Origin of the sequence: Flavobacterium sp. (genome assembly GCF_046155325.1) — a bacterium.
GTDB lineage: Bacteria > Bacteroidota > Bacteroidia > Flavobacteriales > Flavobacteriaceae > Flavobacterium.
Map to the genome: position 1 here is coordinate 1 of NZ_JBJXDQ010000185.1, position 20,089 is coordinate 20,089.

At 34.7% G+C, this 20,089-nt stretch carries 20 protein-coding genes and 1 pseudogene; all 21 read left to right on the plus strand.

Annotation, left to right across the window (positions count from 1 at the left end):
* The first annotated feature begins 394 nt into the window (after positions 1–394).
* On the plus strand, positions 395–649 hold the full coding sequence (locus ACKVOD_RS12460) for a type II toxin-antitoxin system Phd/YefM family antitoxin (RefSeq protein WP_409209794.1): 255 nt from the start codon (positions 395–397) through the stop codon (positions 647–649).
* A 1-nt stretch (position 650) separates the two neighbouring features.
* Positions 651–908 (plus strand): Txe/YoeB family addiction module toxin, encoded by a 258-nt coding sequence (locus ACKVOD_RS12465; RefSeq protein WP_409209795.1) that lies wholly within the window; start codon positions 651–653, stop codon positions 906–908.
* A 391-nt stretch (positions 909–1,299) separates the two neighbouring features.
* Positions 1,300–2,364: an ATP-binding protein gene (locus tag ACKVOD_RS12470; RefSeq protein WP_409209812.1), complete on the plus strand. Its 1,065-nt coding sequence runs from the start codon at positions 1,300–1,302 to the stop codon at positions 2,362–2,364.
* Between the two features lie 325 nt (positions 2,365–2,689).
* The gene (gene aspS, locus ACKVOD_RS12475) at positions 2,690–4,450 is read left to right on the plus strand and encodes an aspartate--tRNA ligase (RefSeq protein WP_409209796.1); all 1,761 of its coding nucleotides are present in this window, start codon (positions 2,690–2,692) and stop codon (positions 4,448–4,450) included.
* Positions 4,451–4,577: 127 nt separating this feature from the next.
* Positions 4,578–4,772 (plus strand): cold-shock protein, encoded by a 195-nt coding sequence (locus ACKVOD_RS12480; RefSeq protein ID WP_007137066.1) that lies wholly within the window; start codon positions 4,578–4,580, stop codon positions 4,770–4,772.
* A 218-nt stretch (positions 4,773–4,990) separates the two neighbouring features.
* The gene (locus ACKVOD_RS12485) at positions 4,991–5,356 is read left to right on the plus strand and encodes an NADH-quinone oxidoreductase subunit A (RefSeq protein ID WP_409209797.1); all 366 of its coding nucleotides are present in this window, start codon (positions 4,991–4,993) and stop codon (positions 5,354–5,356) included.
* Positions 5,357–5,452: 96 nt separating this feature from the next.
* Complete coding sequence (locus ACKVOD_RS12490) at positions 5,453–6,001, plus strand: NADH-quinone oxidoreductase subunit B (RefSeq protein ID WP_409209798.1); 549 nt, start codon at positions 5,453–5,455, stop codon at positions 5,999–6,001.
* Between the two features lie 2 nt (positions 6,002–6,003).
* Positions 6,004–6,525, plus strand: coding sequence for an NADH-quinone oxidoreductase subunit C (locus tag ACKVOD_RS12495; RefSeq protein WP_409209799.1), 522 nt, complete (start codon positions 6,004–6,006; stop codon positions 6,523–6,525).
* A 97-nt stretch (positions 6,526–6,622) separates the two neighbouring features.
* The gene (locus tag ACKVOD_RS12500; protein WP_409209800.1) at positions 6,623–7,861 is read left to right on the plus strand and encodes an NADH-quinone oxidoreductase subunit D; all 1,239 of its coding nucleotides are present in this window, start codon (positions 6,623–6,625) and stop codon (positions 7,859–7,861) included.
* Between the two features lie 88 nt (positions 7,862–7,949).
* The gene (locus ACKVOD_RS12505) at positions 7,950–8,480 is read left to right on the plus strand and encodes a complex I 24 kDa subunit family protein (RefSeq protein WP_409209801.1); all 531 of its coding nucleotides are present in this window, start codon (positions 7,950–7,952) and stop codon (positions 8,478–8,480) included.
* Between the two features lies 1 nt (position 8,481).
* The gene (gene nuoF / locus ACKVOD_RS12510) at positions 8,482–9,849 is read left to right on the plus strand and encodes an NADH-quinone oxidoreductase subunit NuoF (protein WP_409209802.1); all 1,368 of its coding nucleotides are present in this window, start codon (positions 8,482–8,484) and stop codon (positions 9,847–9,849) included.
* A 66-nt stretch (positions 9,850–9,915) separates the two neighbouring features.
* Positions 9,916–10,941 (plus strand): 2Fe-2S iron-sulfur cluster-binding protein, encoded by a 1,026-nt coding sequence (locus tag ACKVOD_RS12515; protein WP_409209803.1) that lies wholly within the window; start codon positions 9,916–9,918, stop codon positions 10,939–10,941.
* A 3-nt stretch (positions 10,942–10,944) separates the two neighbouring features.
* A complete protein-coding gene (nuoH, locus tag ACKVOD_RS12520) occupies positions 10,945–11,997 on the plus strand; it encodes an NADH-quinone oxidoreductase subunit NuoH (protein WP_409209804.1) in 1,053 nt (350 codons plus the stop codon).
* A gap of 107 nt (positions 11,998–12,104) precedes the next feature.
* Entirely contained in the window at positions 12,105–12,650 is a 546-nt protein-coding gene (locus tag ACKVOD_RS12525; RefSeq protein WP_409209805.1) for a NuoI/complex I 23 kDa subunit family protein, read from the plus strand.
* Positions 12,650–13,162 (plus strand): NADH-quinone oxidoreductase subunit J, encoded by a 513-nt coding sequence (locus ACKVOD_RS12530; RefSeq protein ID WP_409209806.1) that lies wholly within the window; start codon positions 12,650–12,652, stop codon positions 13,160–13,162. Before ACKVOD_RS12525 ends, ACKVOD_RS12530 begins: the two co-directional genes overlap by 1 nt.
* 1 nt (position 13,163) lies before the next feature.
* Positions 13,164–13,484, plus strand: a complete 321-nt coding sequence (nuoK, locus tag ACKVOD_RS12535; RefSeq protein ID WP_409209807.1) for an NADH-quinone oxidoreductase subunit NuoK — start codon at positions 13,164–13,166, stop codon at positions 13,482–13,484.
* A 6-nt stretch (positions 13,485–13,490) separates the two neighbouring features.
* Positions 13,491–15,368: an NADH-quinone oxidoreductase subunit L gene (gene nuoL, locus ACKVOD_RS12540; RefSeq protein WP_409209808.1), complete on the plus strand. Its 1,878-nt coding sequence runs from the start codon at positions 13,491–13,493 to the stop codon at positions 15,366–15,368.
* Positions 15,369–15,381: 13 nt separating this feature from the next.
* A complete protein-coding gene (locus tag ACKVOD_RS12545; RefSeq protein ID WP_409209809.1) occupies positions 15,382–16,824 on the plus strand; it encodes a NuoM family protein in 1,443 nt (480 codons plus the stop codon).
* A 90-nt stretch (positions 16,825–16,914) separates the two neighbouring features.
* Positions 16,915–18,285, plus strand: coding sequence for an NADH-quinone oxidoreductase subunit N (locus ACKVOD_RS12550; RefSeq protein ID WP_409209810.1), 1,371 nt, complete (start codon positions 16,915–16,917; stop codon positions 18,283–18,285).
* Positions 18,286–18,363: 78 nt separating this feature from the next.
* Positions 18,364–19,797 (plus strand): MBOAT family O-acyltransferase, encoded by a 1,434-nt coding sequence (locus ACKVOD_RS12555; RefSeq protein WP_409209811.1) that lies wholly within the window; start codon positions 18,364–18,366, stop codon positions 19,795–19,797.
* Positions 19,797–20,089: pseudogene (locus ACKVOD_RS12560) on the plus strand (hypothetical protein); the annotation flags it as partial. The gene ACKVOD_RS12555 and the pseudogene ACKVOD_RS12560, both read left to right, overlap by 1 nt.

Consider the following 20,089-nt stretch of genomic DNA (forward strand, 5'->3'; position numbering starts at 1 on the left):
CCCGATCGCTCGGATATGACAAATCATTCTCTTACACGCTAGCGCAGATTTTCAATCTGTGCCCACAAACGAGAGCAGGTAATAAAAAATAAAAGGCTATTGCATTTTGTAAGATATGTTTAAATGAAAATTGGAATGGGCACAGTTTGCAAAACTGCGCTATCGAGATTATTTTATTGCTGTATTTCAATCGAAAACCAGATAGCTCGGATTAACATAAATCTTCTCATAAACGCTAGCGCAGTTTTGCAAACTGTCCCAGATAGCTCGGATTTACATAAATCCCCCGCTCCCAAACTTCTAGTAGCACGGGAACGACGTTAGCAGTAATAATTTGACGAATATTGCGTAAAATCGAAATATTGTACATAAATTTGTACAAATTATAACAATTATGGTAGTAGCAAATATTTCAGATTTCAGAAAAGATATTAAATCTTACTTTGATAGAGTAGCAATAAACTTTGAAACTCTAATTATAAATCGTGGAAAAGATTCAGGGATTGTTGTTATTTCACTTGAAGAATATAATTCACTAATTGCAACAAATTATGAATTATCAAACAGAACTAACGAAAGTAGGTTAGATGCTGCTATTGATAAATTTAAGAGTGGTAAGTCATTTTCTAAAGACTTAATTGAGGAATAAAATGAAGTATGTATTTGTTGATGAATCTTGGGAAGATTATTTGTATTGGCAAAAAATTGACAAGAAGAAAGTTAAAAAAATAAATGATCTACTCAAAGATATTTCAAGAAATCCTTTTGAAGGAATAGGAAAGCCAGAACCATTTAAACACAAGTATGCTGGATTTTGGTCAAGAAGAATTGATGATGAACATAGATTAATTTACAGATTTATCGATGATGAAATTCAAATTTTGAAATGTAGACATCATTACGACTAATAGTATTACCGCCAACACACCCCGCTCCCCCGCTCCCGCACGAATCCTTTCGTGTGGTAGGTGAAGTTAAAGCATAAGTTTCTATATTTACGATAAAATCTAAAAGCCAGTAAATAATGAGTAGAAATTATAAATTCGCCCGCTCCAGATTGCTCGGATTAACATAAATCTTCTCATAAACGCTAGCGCATTTTTGCAAACTGTGCCCACAATCAAGAGCAAACAGCCTCAAAAACTATAATTATTTTGGAATCAAATCCAAAAAAACCATAATAATTTTGGATTTTATCGAGATTTAATTACTTCTGTGTTCTCATAAATACAATTTCGTATGATACGAAGAGAACAAACAGACTAAGCCAAAGCACGATTATTCAAAGGAAAAGCACTACTGGTTTTTGGCCCAAGACAAGTGGGAAAAACTACTTTTGTCCAAAACTTAATTGCTGATTTAAACAAAAAAACACTTTTCCTGAACGGAGACGAATCGGATGTACTTGTTTTGTTCGAAAACCCAAACGTTACAAAACTAAAAAATAGTATTGGTGACAACGAAATTCTGGTCATTGACGAAGCGCAACACATTACGAATATTGGGATTGTACTTAAAATTATTGTGGACCAAATAAAATCGGTGCAAGTTATCGCCACGGGTTACTCTAGTTTTGAATTAGCAAACAAACTAAACGAACCATTGACAGGAAGAAAATATGAAATGTATTTATTCCCAATTGCATTTGCCGAAATGGTCACTCACAATGGTTTGTTGGAAGAAAAAAGAGCCTTGGAACAACGGCTTATTTATGGTAGTTATCCAGAGATAATCACCAATTCGATAGACGCCAAAGAACATATAAAATTGATCGCCAACAGTTATTTGTATAAAGATTTGTTCTTGTTGGAGCAAATATCAAAACCGGTTTTGCTTCAAAAAATAGTGAAAGCTTTGGCGCTTCAAGTGGGCAGCGAAGTGAATTATAATGAATTGGGCAAACTCATTCAAATAGACAATAAAACCGTTGAAAAATATATCAATTTGCTCGAAAAGGCATTCGTGATTTTTAAACTTCCTGCATTATCAAGCAATGTTCGAAATGAAATAAAAAAAGGCAAGAAAATCTATTTTTATGACAACGGAATTATCAATGCGGTTACGGGAAATTTTAATCCTTTGTCTCAAAGAACCGACATGGGCAGTTTATGGGAAAACTATATCATAAGCGAACGCATCAAGCACTTGAATATTCAAAAAAATGAAGCGAATTCGTTTTTTTGGAGAACCACACAACAACAGGAAATTGATTATATTGAAAAAAATGAAGACCAAATTTTGGCTTGTGAAATAAAATGGAAGGCTAAAACCAAGTATAAAATTCCAGTAACTTTTTCGACAAACTATGATAATGTGACATCAAAAATAGTTACGCCTGATACTTATGAGGAATTCTTGTTATAATAAAATCAAAATCGGCTATTACAAAAATTTGTAATAGCCGATTCTTTATAGACGCTATATTAACCATTTAATATCCAGAATAGCACTGTAATTTTTACTTTTTATGCTGATTTCTGTAATCGAGAGCGTCTTCTTTATAGAGTAAATATAAAAAAATATTTTAAATTAACTAGATTAAAAGCTGATTATTTTTAATAATATTTAAATATTAGAAATATTCAAATACTATGCATAGAAACATCCTCAGTAGTTTTTTCAATCTTTCGAATTTCATAATTCATAATTTCATAATTAGTCCTAAATTTGCGGTCTAAAATTAATTCTAATGTATAGAAGTCATAACTGTGGGGAATTAAATGCCTCAAATATCAATACCGAAGTTACCCTTGCGGGCTGGGTTCAAAAATCACGTGATAAAGGATTTATGAATTGGGTCGATTTGCGTGACCGTTATGGAATTACCCAATTAATTTTCGACGAAAGTCGTTCCGAAAAAACCGTATTTGATCGAGCCAAAACATTAGGCCGTGAATTTGTGATTCAAGTAAAAGGAACTGTGATTGAACGTGAAGCCAAAAACAAAAACATACCAACAGGCGAAATCGAAATTTTAGTAACCGAGTTGAACATATTAAATGCTTCGCTAACTCCTCCTTTTACTATTGAAGATGAAACCGATGGTGGCGAAGACATCAGGATGAAATACCGTTACCTTGATATTCGTCGTAATCCCGTAAAAAACAGCCTACTTTTTCGTCATAAAGTGGCGATGGAAGTTCGAAAATATTTATCTGATTTGGATTTTTGTGAAGTAGAAACTCCTTATTTAATCAAGTCAACTCCTGAGGGAGCTAGGGATTTTGTTGTACCATCAAGAATGAATCCGGGTCAATTTTATGCGTTACCACAATCACCACAAACCTTCAAACAATTATTGATGGTAGGCGGAATGGACAAGTATTTCCAAATAGTAAAATGTTTTCGTGACGAAGATTTGCGTGCCGATAGACAACCTGAGTTTACACAAATTGACTGTGAAATGGCTTTTGTTGAGCAAGAAGATATATTAAATGTTTTCGAAGGCTTGACTCGCCATTTGTTGAAGGAAATCAAAGGTATTGAAGTAGATAAATTTCCACGTATCACTTATGATTATGCCATGAAAACCTATGGAAATGACAAACCAGACATTCGTTTTGGGATGGAATTTTGCCCCCTAACCCCCGAAGGGGGAACATTTGAACCGAAAGGGTTTCCGGTTTTTGACGATTCAGAAATAGTATTGGCCATTAATGTTGAAAATTGTGCTCAATATACTCGTAAGCAATTGGATGAATTGACCGATTGGGTAAAAAGACCTCAAGTTGGAGCAAAAGGTTTAATTTATGTACGATATAATGAAGATGGAACGCTAAAATCGTCCGTCGATAAATTTTTTGACGAAGAAGTTTTAAAAACTTGGGCCGATAAAATGAATGCAAAACCGAACGATTTAATGTTAATTCTTTCCGGCCCAACCGATAAAACCAGAACTCAATTGAGTGCACTTCGAATGGAATTGGCGAATCGCTTAGGATTAAGAAATCCTGAAGAATTTGCACCACTATGGGTAGTAGATTTTCCATTATTAGAATTGGATGAAGATAGCGGAAGATATCATGCGATGCACCATCCGTTTACTTCGCCAAAGCCTGAGGATATGGCATTGTTAGAAACTAACCCAGGTAAAGTTCGTGCCAATGCGTATGATATGGTTTTGAACGGTAACGAAATTGGTGGTGGTTCTATTCGTATTCACGATAAAACTACCCAACAATTGATGTTTAAATATTTAGGTTTTACGCCTGAACAGGCTGAAGATCAATTTGGGTTTTTGATAAATGCATTTCAATATGGCGCACCACCACACGGAGGTTTGGCTTTTGGTTTGGATAGATTGGTAGCTATTCTTGGGGGACAAGAGACGATTCGTGATTTTATTGCCTTCCCAAAAAACAATTCCGGAAGAGATGTGATGATTGATGCTCCATCGATAATAGATGAAAGTCAGCTAAAAGAATTGCATATTCAATTAAATTTAAAGTAATATTTATTGTATTTATAAACAGAAAACGCTGTAAATCAATATTTTTTATAAAATTTTGCACATTAAGCTCGTTCGTATTATATTAAATATTACATTTGCGATATTATAAATTATTATCATTATTACAATGCGTACAGGTACAGTTAAATTTTTCAATGAATCAAAAGGTTACGGATTCATTACAGACGAAGAAACAGGAAAAGACATTTTTGTTCATGCATCAGGAATCAACGCGGAAGAACTTCGTGAAGGTGACAGAGTTAGCTATGAAGAAGAAGAAGGAAGAAAAGGAAAAGTTGCTGCTAAAGTAGCAGTTATCTAGGCATAAAATTTTTTTTTGCCTACGAATGTTTAAAGCGTCCCGATACATCGGGACGCTTTTTTGTTTTGATAAAAATTGGAACTCTTCAAACTCAAATGAACAATTTATAATTAAAAGTTAATTCTATTTTACTTCAAACTAATTTTGGTTTTAAACTTGTGTTTTAATTACTTGAAACCTATCTTTGTCTCGAATTTTAGATTAATCAATTTTTTAATATGCAATCAAGCCAATTAGATTATTTACCAATACTAATGCAAGCCATTTTAGCAATTGGCTTTGTGGTAGGAATGATAGTACTTTCTTCTAAATTAGGGCCTAAAAGATCGTCAAAAATTAAAGATGCTAATTTCGAATGTGGAATTGAATCATTAGGAAATGCTAGAATTCCATTTTCTGTTAAATACTTTTTGGTTGCCATTCTTTTTGTATTGTTCGATGTTGAGGTAATTTTTCTTTATCCTTGGGCCGTAAATTTTAAAGAATTAGGTATAGAAGGTATGGTGAAAATGGTAGTTTTTATGCTTTTGTTGTTGGTAGGATTTTTCTATATCATTAAAAAGAAAGCATTAGAATGGGAGTAAAAATAATTAGAAATTACGAATTTCTAATTTCTAAAGTATTTACAAGAATGTTTTAAATTTTTAAGTTATAAATTCATAATTCGTAATTTTACAAAAATGAGCGATTCAAATATAAAAATGGTTGCCCCTCCTGAAGGTGTTGTAGGTGAAGGATTCTTTGCTACAAAACTAAATGATGTAGTCGGATTGGCACGTGCTAATTCGCTTTGGCCTTTGCCTTTTGCTACCTCTTGTTGTGGAATTGAGTTTATGGCAACTATGGCTTCTCACTATGATTTAGCTAGATTTGGCATGGAACGCGTTAGTTTTTCTCCTCGTCAAGCTGACATGTTACTCGTAATGGGAACAATTTCGAAAAAAATGGGTCCAATTTTGCGTCAAGTCTACGAACAAATGGCAGAGCCTAGATGGGTTATAGCAGTGGGAGCTTGTGCGAGTTCCGGCGGAATTTTTGATACCTATTCTGTGCTTCAAGGAATAGACAAAGTTATTCCAGTAGATGTTTATGTTCCGGGTTGTCCTCCAAGACCAGAACAAATTGTTGATGGCGTAATGCGATTACAAGATTTAGTTAAAAGTGAATCTGTAAGAAGAAGAAGCTCTCCTGAATACCAAGAATTATTGGCTTCTTATAACATAAAATAACCATGGGATTAGAATCTACCACAATCCAAGATAAATTAATAGAAACATTTGGCGAAAGTGTTTTTAATTTCAATAAAGAGGCATCAATTTTTTCATTAGAAGTTGTAGCCGACAAAATTACAGCCGTTATTCTCTTTTTGAAAAATGATCCTGCACTACGTTTTCATTTTCTAACCGATTTATGTGGAGTTCATTATCCTGAAAATACTGAGGATAGACAATTTGCAGTTGTATATCATTTACACAATTGGTTCGAAAGTAAACGAATAAAAATTAAGGTTTTTATCAATGGTTCAAAACCGGAAATTAAAAGCTTAACTACTATTTTTCCTAGTTCGAATTGGATGGAAAGAGAAACTTTTGATTTTTACGGCATTCATTTTATTGGGCATCCTCAATTAAAAAGAATATTAAATATGGATGAAATGGTTTCACATCCAATGAGAAAAGAATTCCCTATGGAAGATTCTGGCAGAACAGACAAAGACGATAGATACTTCGGTAGAACAGCAAATAATGTATAATTAACAATGAATAATTGATAATTATAAACAACAAAATATTACTATTTAATTGAAATTCTTGAATTATCAATTTTTAATTATCAATTTTTAATTATAGATGTCAGAACTACTATTACCCCCAGAGCATCGCTATGCTGAGATTATTAAAAATCGACATAATGACGATGGAAGTGAACTTTCTATCCTAAATTTAGGCCCTACACATCCTGCGACGCATGGGATTTTTCAAAACATCTTATTAATGGATGGTGAAAAAATTATTGAAGCAGAACCGACCATTGGATATATCCATAGAGCTTTTGAAAAGATTGCCGAAAATCGACCTTTTTACCAAATCACTCCATTAACCGACCGTATGAACTATTGCTCATCCCCTATCAATAATATGGGATGGTGGTTGACTTTAGAAAAACTATTAGATATTGAAGTTCCTAAAAGAGTGCAATATTTAAGAGTAATCGTGATGGAACTAGCACGTATAACGGATCATATTATCTGTAACTCAATTCTGGGAGTTGATACCGGAGCGTATACAGGATTCTTATATGTTTTCCAATTTAGAGAAAAAGTTTACGAAATTTACGAAGAAATTTGTGGTGCTCGTTTGACAACCAATATGGGGAGAATAGGCGGTTTCGAAAGAGATTGGTCACCAAAAGCTTTTGAGTTATTGGATGTGTTTTTAAAAGACTTCCCAATTGCGTGGAAAGAATTTGAAAATTTGTTTGAAAGAAACAGAATTTTTATCGACAGAACGGTAAATGTTGGTCCAATTACTGCGGAAATGGCAATGGATTATGGATTTACTGGTCCAAATTTACGTGCGGCTGGAGTAGACTACGACGTTCGTGTGGCGCATCCTTACTCCTCTTACGAAGATTTTGATTTTATAATTCCAGTGGGGAAATCAGGCGATACTTATGATCGTTTTTGTGTTCGAAATGCCGAAGTATGGGAAAGTTTGAGTATCATTCGTCAAGCATTAGACAAAATGCCAGAGGGAAATGAATTTCACGCTGATGTCCCAGAATATTATTTACCTCCCAAAGAAGATGTTTACAATGATATGGAATCTTTGATTTACCATTTCAAAATTGTAATGGGTGAAATCCCTGTTCCAGTCGCCGAAATATATCATGCTGTTGAAGGTGGAAACGGAGAATTAGGTTTTTATTTGGTTACCGACGGCAGTCGAACTCCTTATAGACTTCATTTTCGAAGACCTTGCTTTATTTATTACCAAGCTTATCCAGAAATGATAAAAGGCGCCATGCTATCGGATGCGATTGTTATTTTGTCAAGTTTAAATGTTATTGCAGGAGAATTAGATGCTTAAAAAAGATTACAGAATGCAGATTGCAGAATGCAGATTTTAAAATTAAAAACTTTGTGACTTTGCGCCTTTGCGGCAAAAAACAATAAAAATGGAAAGAACAGATTACAAACAAGAAATAAATATTACCGATATATTGATGACTCGCATCAATGAATTAATTAGTCATTATCCAGAAGATAAAATAAAATCGGCATTATTGCCTGTTTTACACGAAGTTCAAGATGCTCACGACAATTGGCTGAGTATTGAATTGCAAGACAAAGTTGCTGAAATCTTGCATATAAAACCTATTGAAGTCTATGAGGTTGTTTCTTTTTATAGCATGTACAACAGACGACCTATCGGGAAATATATGTTCGAATTTTGCCATACTTCACCTTGTTGTTTGAATGGTGTTGAAGATTTGATGGATTATACTTGTGAAAAATTAGGTGTTAAAGTGGGTGAAACTACTCCAGATGGCCTTTTTGAAGTACGAGGAGTTGAATGTTTAGGCGCTTGTGGTTATGCCCCAATGATGCAACTGGGTGATTTTTACAAAGAACACCTGTCTAAAGACAAAGTAGATCAGATTATTGCTGATTGTAGAGATAATAAAATTACGTTACACGATAAATAATATGTCACAAAAAATATTATTAGACAAAGTAAATATTCCAGGTATTAAAACCTATGAAGTCTATCGCCAAAATGGGGGTTACGCTTCTGTGGAAAAAGCTATGAAAACAATGACCCCAGATGAAGTTGTGGAAGAAGTGAAAACTTCGGGACTTCGTGGTCGTGGTGGAGCAGGATTTCCAGCAGGGATGAAATGGAGTTTTATTGATAAAAAATCTGGAAAACCAAGACATTTAGTTTGCAACGCTGACGAATCAGAACCAGGAACTTTTAAAGACCGGTATTTGATGGAATTTATCCCGCATTTATTGATTGAAGGAATGATTACTTCCAGTTATGCATTAGGGGCTAATCTCTCTTATATTTATATTCGTGGTGAATATATGTGGGTTTACAAAATTTTAGAAAAAGCCATAGCCGAAGCAAAAGCAGCGGGTTGGTTAGGAAAAAATATATTAGGAACAGGATTCGATTTAGAACTTTATGTTCAAATTGGTGCCGGAGCTTACATCTGCGGTGAAGAAACAGCATTGTTAGAATCATTGGAAGGAAAACGTGGAAATCCTCGAATCAAACCACCATTTCCAGCAGTTTCAGGGCTTTGGGCCAATCCAACGGTGGTAAATAATGTAGAAACTATTGCTGCAGTTCCTTGGATTGTGAATAATTCAGGTGCCGATTATGCTAAAATTGGTGTGGGACGCTCTACAGGAACCAAATTAATTTCGGCTTCGGGACACATCAAAAATCCTGGAGTTTATGAAATTGAAATGGGATTGAGTGTTTATGAATTCATGAATTCTGATGAATATTTGGGCGGAATGAGTTCGGACCGACCTTTAAAAGCCTTTGTGCCTGGAGGATCTTCTGTACCTATTTTACCGGCTCATTTAATTTACAAAACAGCCAATAACGAAGACCGTTTGATGACTTACGAAAGTTTGAGCGATGGTGGTTTTGTATCGGGATCAATGTTAGGCTCAGGAGGATTTATCGTTTATAATGATACTTCTTGTATCGTTCGAAATACTTGGAATTTTTCTCGTTTTTACCACCACGAAAGTTGTGGACAATGCTCGCCTTGCCGTGAAGGAACGGGTTGGATGGAAAAAGTATTGAACCGAATTGAAAACGGCTTTGGTCGTGAGGAGGATATTGATTTGCTATTGAGCATTCAAAGTAAAATAGAAGGAAACACGATTTGTCCATTAGGGGATGCAGCAGCATGGCCAGTGGCTTCGGCGATTCGTCATTTTAGAGATGAATTTGAATATCATATTCGTTTTCCAGAAAAAATAAAAATTAGAAACCATTTTGTTGCTGAACCTTTTGAAAGTGTAAAGCATTTAGTTTCTAAAGAATTGATTTAAGATTGAAGATTAACGATTTAAGATTTCAGAATTAAAAAACTCCGTAGGAGTTAAATATTGGTAAAAATGAAAGTAACCATAGACGGTCAAGCAATTGAGGTAGCACCAGGAACAACTATCCTGCAAGCAGCTAGAATGATAGGTGGAGAAGTAGTTCCGCCAGCCATGTGCTATCATTCGAAACTAAAAGGAAGCGGTGGAAAATGCCGTTGTTGTTTGGTTGAAGTAGCCAAAGGAAGTGAAGCCGACCCAAGACCTATGCCAAAATTAATGGCTTCGTGTGTAACAGGTTGTCAAGAGGGAATGGAAGTGAATAGCAAATCTTCACCAAGAGTACAAGAAGCAAGAAAATCGGTTACGGAGTTCTTGTTGATCAATCACCCTTTGGATTGTCCGGTTTGTGATCAAGCTGGAGAATGTGATTTGCAGAATCTAAGTTTCGAACACGGAAAATCAGAAAGTCGTTATATAGAAGAAAAAAGAACTTTTGAGCCAGAAGATATTGGGCCCAATATTCAATTACACATGAATCGTTGTATACTTTGCTATCGTTGCGTGATGGTTGCAGACCAATTGACAGACGACAGAGTTCACGGTGTTATGGATAGAGGCGATCATTCTAACATTTCAACTTGTATTTCCAAAGCTATTGACAATGAGTTTTCAGGGAATATGATCGATGTTTGTCCTGTTGGAGCATTGACCGATAAAACTTTTAGATTCAAATCAAGAGTTTGGTTCAACAAACCTTATGATGCACATAGAGATTGTCCTACTTGTTCTGGGAAAACGACTGTTTGGATGTTTGGTAATGAAATTCAAAGAGTTACAGGTAGAAAAGATGAATACCACGAAGTAGAAGAATTTATTTGTAATGGCTGTCGTTTTGATCATAAAGATGTAAATGACTGGGTTATTGAAGGACCTAGAGAATTTGAAAAAGATTCGGTTATCAATCAAAACAAATACTTCGGAAAAGTAGACAAGGTAATTATTAACACCGAAGAAACTATTCTTTTAGGAAGAGAAGAAGACCGAAAAAAAATAAGTATGGCTGAAATTCCCTTAGACGCAAACAACCAAAAATCTTAAAAAATGGATAGTACCTTTATTATAGAAAAAAGCGTTGTTATTTTGGTGGTTTTTGCCTTTACGATGTTTATGGCGATGTATTCTACTTATGCTGAACGAAAAGTGGCGGCTTTTCTTCAAGATAGAATTGGTCCTAACAGGGCTGGTCCTTTTGGTTTATTTCAACCTCTTGCCGATGGTTTAAAATTGTTTGCAAAAGAAGAGTTTATACCCGATACTCCCAACAAATTTTTATTTATGGTGGGGCCAGGAATTGCTATGGCAACTGCGTTGATGACCAGTGCCGTTATACCTTGGGGAGATCGATTTCATCTTTTCGGAAGAGACATTTTGCTACAAGCTACCGATATTAATATTGGGATATTGTATGTTTTTGCAGTGGTTTCGATTGGTGTTTACGGTATAATGATTGGCGGTTGGGCATCAGATAATAAATTCTCTTTGATGGGCGCGATTAGAGCTGCCTCACAAATGGTCTCGTATGAAGTTGCAATGGGATTATCGATTATTGCCTTATTGATGATGACAGGAACCCTAAGTTTGAGAGAAATATCGGCTCAACAATCAGGCATGAATTGGAATGTTTTTTACCAACCTGTATCCTTTATCATATTTTTGATTTGTGCTTTTGCCGAAACAAACAGAACACCATTTGATTTGGCCGAATGTGAAACAGAATTAATTGGAGGGTATCATACCGAATATTCCTCCATGAAAATGGGGTTTTATTTGTTTGCAGAATATGCCAATATGTTTATTTCATCCACAATACTAGCAGTTTTGTTTTTTGGTGGGTACAATTATCCTGGTATGAGTTGGGTAGTAGAACATTGGGGAGTAAACATTGCCAATGTTTTTGGAATTACAGCCTTATTTATAAAATTGTGTGGATTCATCTTCTTTTATATGTGGGTTCGATGGACAATACCAAGATTTAGATACGATCAATTGATGCATTTAGGATGGAGAATTTTAATTCCGCTATCCATTGTGAATATCATTATTACAGGAATTGTTCTTTTGAGAGTAGAAATAATCGATTATTTGGGGTTTTAATAAAACAGAAATACCTTAGCCCTGATAGAAACACCATCCTTTTGTTCTGGGGTTCAGAACAAAAGATAAAGTGGATAGCAGGATTAAGCTTAATATAAAAATAAAAAATGTCAATACAAGAAATATCCTTATCGGGAAGAAAAAAAATGGTCTCCAAAAAGGAGATGACTTTTTGGGAAAGAATGTATCTTATTGCGATTGTCAAAGGTTTGATTATTACAATAAAACATTTATTCAGAAAAAAAGCAACTATTCAATATCCTGATCAAGTACGGGAAATGAGTCCGGTTCATCGTGGTCAACACATGTTGAAACGTGATGAACAAGGACGAGAAAATTGTACTGCATGCGGTTTATGTGCCCTATCCTGTCCTGCTGAAGCCATCACGATGAAGGCTGAAGAACGTAAAGCAGATGAAAAACATTTATACCGAGAAGAAAAATACGCTTCGATATATGAAATTAATATGTTGCGGTGTATATTTTGTGGATTGTGTGAAGAAGCTTGTCCGAAAGACGCTATTTATTTAACCATTTCAAAAGAATTAGTTCCTGCGAGTTACGAGAGGGAAGATTTTATATTCGGAAAAGACCGATTGGTGATGCCTTTGGATGTCGCTATGAAAAATGCTCAACTTAAAAACGCTAACTAATGTCAATTACACTACTCCTATTTTGCATTTTGTCAGTGATGACTATTGGAACCGCTTTTATGACTATTTATAGCAGAAAACCTATGCACAGCGCCATTTATATGGTGATTTCTTTTTCAACTATTTCTGGACATTATTTGTTGTTGAATTCGCAGTTTTTAGCTTTGGTAAACTTAATAGTTTACATTGGAGCTATTATGATTCTTATCGTTTTTACTATTATGTTAATGAATCTGAACAAAGAAAACGAAGTGTACAAACCCCGTTTTACCCGATTAGGAGCTATTGTTATTTTCGCCATGATGTGTTTGATTTTGATTGCAATTTTAATTAATTCAAAACCAATAGTGGGCGAATATGTTACTACTGGCGAAGATTATCAATCAATAAAAGTATTGGGAAAAGTGCTATTAAACGAATATATGGTTCCTTTTGAATTTGCATCAATATTACTTTTGGTGGCTATGATTGGGGCGGTTTTATTGTCTAAAAAAGAAAAATTAGAAAAATAATATGAACAATATTTTGAATCAAGTTGGTATCGAAAACTACATATTCCTTAGCGTAATACTTTTTTGTATTGGCGTTTTCGGAGTGTTGTACAGACGAAATGCAATCATCGTATTTATGTCGATTGAAATAATGCTGAATGCCGTCAACCTTTTGTTTGTTGCGTTTTCTACCTATCATCAAGATGCACAAGGACAAGTTTTTGTGTTTTTCTCGATGGCTGTCGCAGCAGCAGAAGTAGCGGTAGGATTGGCAATTTTAGTTTCAATATTTAGAAATATGGGATCTATTGATGTTGGGAATTTAAAAAACTTAAAAGGGTAATTATCAATGGATACACGTTTAATTTTAGTCTTATTATTAGCTCCTTTTTTAGGATTTATATTTAATGTTTTTTTAGGCAAAAAAGTTGGAAAGAATATCGTTGGATTTGTGGGAACATTTTCAGTGGTTGTTTCTTTTGCTGTTACAATTTATTTTTTCTTGCAAATCAATCAAACCAAACAAGCGATTCAAATTAATTTATTTGATTGGATTGCAATTGAAAAATTTAATGTTAGTTTTGGATTTCTTTTAGACCAATTATCGTTGTTGTGGTTGTTATTTGTCACCGGAATTGGATCTCTGATTCATCTATATTCCATCAGTTACATGCATGATGATGAGAAAATGCATTCGTTCTTTGCCTATCTAAATTTATTTATTTTCTTCATGATTACCTTAGTTATTGGAAGCAACTTACTAGTTATGTTCATTGGTTGGGAAGGCGTTGGACTCTGTTCGTACTTATTGATTGGCTTTTGGTATAAAAATCAAGATTTTAATGATGCTGCTAAAAAAGCTTTCATCATGAATAGAATTGGTGATTTAGGGTTTTTAATGGGGATATTTATTGTTGGTTATTTATTTAACTCTTTAGATTACAACACCATAAAATCTGCAATAACTTCAACTTCGGAAATCAATTCTTTTTGGATTGCATCTGCTGCCTTAGCCTTATTCATTGGCGCTTCTGGAAAATCAGCACAAATTCCATTATACACTTGGCTGCCTGATGCCATGGCTGGTCCAACACCAGTTTCGGCATTAATTCATGCTGCGACAATGGTTACAGCAGGAATTTTTATGATAACCCGTTTGAATTTCTTGTTTGATTTAGCGCCGAATATTCAAGAAATAATAGCTGTTGTTGGAGCAGCAACTGCTTTAATCGCTGCAACAATTGCATTAGTTCAAAATGACATCAAAAAAGTATTGGCTTATTCTACGGTTTCACAATTAGGTTTAATGTTCTTAGCCTTAGGATTAGGTGCCTATGAAATAGCTGTTTTTCATGTAATCACACACGCTTTCTTCAAAGCTTGTTTATTCTTAGGTTCTGGCTCGGTGATTCACGGATTACACGGGGAACAAGATATGCGCAAAATGGGTGGTTTGAAAAAAGCAATGCCAATCACTTTTATAACGATGTTAATTGCTTCATTAGCTATTGCTGGAATTTTTCCATTAGCAGGATTTTGGTCGAAAGACGAAATATTAATGACAGCTTTTCATCATAATAGAGCACTCTGGGTAATTGGTTCAATTGCTTCAATAATGACGGCTTTTTATATGTTTAGATTGATTTATCTAACCTTCTTTAACTCTTTTAGAGGGACTGAGGAACAAAAACATCATATACATGAAAGTCCAAGTTTGATTACTGTACCGCTAATAATTTTAGCGATTTTATCTTTCTTTGGTGGAATTATAAGCTTGCCTGGACATAGTTGGTTGAATGAATATTTAGCGCCTCTATTTTCAGAAGCCAGTCACGAAGAACACGGTTTAGGATCTACAGAATATATGTTGATGGCGATAGCAACAATTGGAGCTGTTATTGGAATTGCAATAGCTTACAAAAAATACTTAAAAGACAATTCAATCCCTAGTGAGGATGCTGCCATTTCAGGTTTCGCCAAAGTTTTATACAACAAATACTATGTTGACGAAGTTTACGAAGCTATTTTCGTAAAACCAACTAATGTATTGTCTAACTTTTTTAGAGAAAATGTAGAAACGAGTTTATCATCGCTTGTTTTTGGATTAGGCAAAATAACAAACGACTTGGCTATACAAGGTAAAAAACTACACAACGGAAGCGTTGGTTTGTATCTGTTTGCTTTTGTTATAGGTGTTTGCGCTATATTAACATATATATTTTTATAATACTTTTTATTCGATGGATGTAACTACCCTATTAATAATACTTCTAGTTGGCTCATTTACTACTTATTTGTCTGGCGATAAATGGGCCTCGAAAGTGGCTTTGCTATTTGGATTAACCTCATTTGCAAGTTCTTTATGCTTGCTTAGCCAATACGAATTAGGAAACGAAATAAACTACTCCAGACTTTGGATTTCAAATCCCGAGGTGTTTTTTGCCCTACAAGCAGACGGTCTTGCAATAGCAATGCTTTTGTTAACTTCGGCTTTGACACCTATTATCATATTTTCCTCTTTTGGGAATACCTATAAAAATTCGAAAGCATTTTATGCGTTAATCTTGTTTATGAGTTTTGCTATGTGCGGAACTTTCTTAGCTTCGGATGGACTTTTATATTATGTTTTCTGGGAATTGTCACTAATCCCTATTTATTTTATTGCATTAATTTGGGGTAATGGTGATGCAGAAGAACGCAAAAAAGCAGTAGTGAAATTTTTTATTTACACGCTGGCGGGTTCGTTATTTATGCTTATTGCTTTTGTTTATTTATACCAAAAAGCAGGAAGCTTCATGATTAGCGATTTAACCCAACTTAAATTATCTTCAATAGAACAATTCTGGATATTCATGGCTTTCTTTATGGCTTATGCAATCAAAATTCCATTGATTCCATTTCATACTTGGCAAGCAAAAGTGTACCAAAAAGCACCAACTGTTGGAACCATGTTATTATCGGGAATAATGCTAAAAATGGGATTGTATAGTGTAATTCGTTGGCAAATTCCTATCGCTCCATTGGCGGCTAAAGAACTTATGCCTATTTTAATTGGATTTGGGATTGCAGGAGTAATCTACGGATCGGTTGTGGCATTAAGACAAAAAGACTTGAAAAAATTATTAGCCTATTCTTCTTTAGCACACGTTGGATTAATTGCTGCTGGAGCTTATACGTTAACACTTGATGGTTTGCGTGGTGCTGTTTTGCAAATGATAGCGCACGGGTTTGTTGTGGTAGGTTTGTTTTTTGTAGCTGAAATTATTTTCAGAAGATACGAAACCCGAAAAATTACAGAAATGGGTGGTATTCGTGCGCAAACACCTAAATTCACTTCTATGTTTCTAATCTTGGTTTTAGCCTCGGTTGCTTTACCATCAACATTTAACTTTGTTGGAGAATTTACCGTTTTGTATAGCCTTTTTCAAGTGAATATTTGGTTTGCCATTCTAGGAGGAACTACCATCATTTTAGGAGCTTATTATATTTTGAAAATGTTTCAACATGTAATGTTGGGCGAAACTAACTCAAAAGTATTTGCAGATGTAACGTTCAACGAAGGTTTAACATTGGTAATTATAATCGCCGTTTTGTTTTTCTTCGGAATGTATCCAAAGCCAATAACCGACTTGATAACACCAAGTCTAGAAAATATTTTAACTCAAGTAAATAGATTTAATTAAAAAATTAGGATTAAGGATTTGAGAATTAGGATTTTTGGAGATTACAATCCAGTTTCTCAAATCGTAAATCAAAAATCAAAAAATCAAAAAATGAATACATTAATAGCTATAACAGGATTAGGTGTTTTATGCCTTTTATTTGAAATTTTAAATTTTAGAAAAGCCATTATTCCTGCAACTATAATTGGTCTTTTAACCATTCTTGGAATTACCTATACAGAATTTAATAATCCTCATAATTATTACAATAATATGATTGTGGTGAGCAAGTTTTCAGCTGCTTTTTCTGGGTTATTCATTGTTCTAACAATCTTTTTAGTTGCCCTAGCACATGATTTTTACGAAAATCATCAAACCAAAATTTCCGATTTTATTGCCATCAAAATATTCATGTTGGCTGGAGCTGTGGCTATGGTGTCTTTTGGAAACTTAGCCATGTTTTTTCTAGGTATTGAGGTATTATCCATCTCTTTATATATACTTGCGGCCAGTAACAGAACGAACTTGAAAAGCAATGAAGCTGGAATGAAATATTTCTTGATGGGATCATTTGCTTCAGGGATTATTTTGTTTGGAATTTGTTTTATTTATGGAGCTATGGGAACTTTTGATGTAGCTGAAATTACAGAATGGTCTCGCTCTGCCGAATTACCAATATGGTTCCCAATAGGAATTTCATTGGTTACAATTGGTATGCTTTTTAAAATCGCAGCTGTTCCTTTCCATTTCTGGGCTCCCGATGTTTATGAAGGTTCCCCAGCATTGACTACTGGAACTATGAGTACCTTAGTAAAAGTAGTAGCTATGGCAACCCTATATAAATTATTAACGGCTATGAATGCTGATCTTTCAGATACCTATATCAATATCATCATCGTTATCTCTATAGCCTCTATGACGGTTGGGAATGTTATGGCTTTGAAGCAAAAAAATGTAAAACGAATGTTGGCTTTTTCTGGAATTTCACATGCCGGTTTTATGTTAATGACATTGTTGAGTATTAGCAACTCCGCAGGGAATTTATTGTATTATACCTCGGCATATTCACTATCTGGTATTGCAGCTTTCGCAGTTATATTATACGTATGTAAAAACAAGGATAACGAAGATATTGAAAACTTTAACGGATTAGGAAAATCAAATCCATTGATGGCGACGGCATTAACCGCTGCCCTACTTTCGATGGCGGGGATTCCAATTTTCGCTGGCTTTTTTGCAAAAATGGTGCTCTTCAATCAAAGCATCCAAGCAGGGTATTTGGTAGTTGTTATTGCTGCTGTTATCAACTCTATCATTAGTGTGGGTTATTATTTCAAATTGATTTTGGCCATGTTCAGTAAAGAATCAAATGAAGAAACCCAAAAAACACCTTTCGTTATCTATGCTGTAGCGGTTATCTCCATTTTATTAAATATCGTTTTAGGTTTATTCCCTTCTACGGTGTTAGATTTATTAGGATAATATCAAATAGAAAAACAAATTACATAAAACCATCAAGAGCAATTTTGATGGTTTTTGTCTTCATTTTACAAGTAAAATATGTTTTTTAACTCACTTACATTTGCTGTTTTTCTACCCATAGTGTTTTTACTCTATTGGTTTGTTTTTAGTAAAACTAAAACTGCACAAAACGCATTTCTGGTTGTGGTGAGTTATTATTTTTATTCTTGTTGGGATTGGCGCTTCTTGTTTTTATTGCTATTTTCAACCCTTTTGTGTTATTTTACGGGAATCCAAATTGAAAAAAGCACAAAGGAAAGAACCCGGAAATTTTGGTTTTGGTTGAGCATCATCTTCAATCTCGGCTTCTTGGGAATTTTCAAATACTACAACTTCTTTGCGTTTTCATTTTCAGAAGCTTTGAATACTATTGGCATACAATCAAGTCCGATTTTGTTGAACGTAATTCTCCCTGTTGGAATTTCGTTCTACACTTTTCACGGATTGTCCTATGTGATTGACATATATTACAAAAGAATCCATTGCGAAAAAAATGTAGTAGATTATGCCTTATTTGTGAGTTATTTTCCATTGTTAGTGGCTGGACCTATCGAAAGAGCTACCCATTTATTACCACAAGTGAAACTGAAAAGAAGTTTCGATTTCGAAAAAGCCAAAGAAGGAATTTACCAAATTATTTGGGGATTGGTCAAAAAAGTGGTTATCGCCGATACGTGTGCGACTTATGCCAACGCCATTTTTGACAATTACACTTCGATGAATTCATTGTCCTTAATTTTAGGCTCGGTCTATTTTGCATTCCAAATTTATGGTGACTTTTCAGGCTATTCAGATATGGCTTTGGGAATGTCCAAATTGTTCGGTTTGGACTTATTACGAAATTTCAATTACCCTTATTTTTCGAGAGATATTGCGGAGTTTTGGCGCCGTTGGCACATTTCGTTGTCTTCCTGGTTTCGGGATTATTTGTACATTCCTCTTGGCGGAAGCCGTGGAAGCAAACTCAAACAAGTTCGCAATGTGTTCATCATATTCGTTGTGAGTGGCTTTTGGCACGGTGCTAGTTGGACTTTCGTGGCTTGGGGATTTATAAATGCGCTCTATTTTTTACCTTCCTTATTATTGGGAACCAACCGAACTAATATGGAAACGGCAGAACTACATTGGGATTTAAATTCCATAAAAGTATTTTTCAGCATCCTGGCCACTTTTTCGATAACCTGTCTGGCTTGGATATTTTTCAGGGCAAAATCAATCAATATTGCTTTTGATTACATCGGTCAAATTTTTACCAATGGAACTTTCGCCTCACAATACTTGCAAAACCAACGTTACAGTTACGAATTGCTCCTATTGGTTCTTGCTTTTATCTTGGTAGAATGGAACAGCCGATTCAAAATAGACCCCATTTCAGGAAAATACAGTTGGCTGAAAATGACTTTGTGTCTCTTTGCGATTATCGCTTTGGGAACTTATGCTGATTATAAAGAATTCATCTATTTTCAATTTTAATGAAAAAGTTTATAACATTAGTTACCACAATTTTACTCACCATTCTAGTGCTTTTAGTAGCATTGGATTGGGGGTATTCTACAGTGTATCTGCATTCTTCCAACCGTGGAAAAGTGGAAAAGGTCTTCAATTCCAAAGCCGGAAATTATGATGTTGTGATTTTAGGTTCTTCCAGAGCCAACAATCATTTCGTTCCCGAACTGTTTGAAAAGAAAGGGTTGAAAACCTTCAATTATGGAATGAGTGGCGCGCATTTATTCGAAGCTTCCTTGATGTTAAAATTAATGGCAGA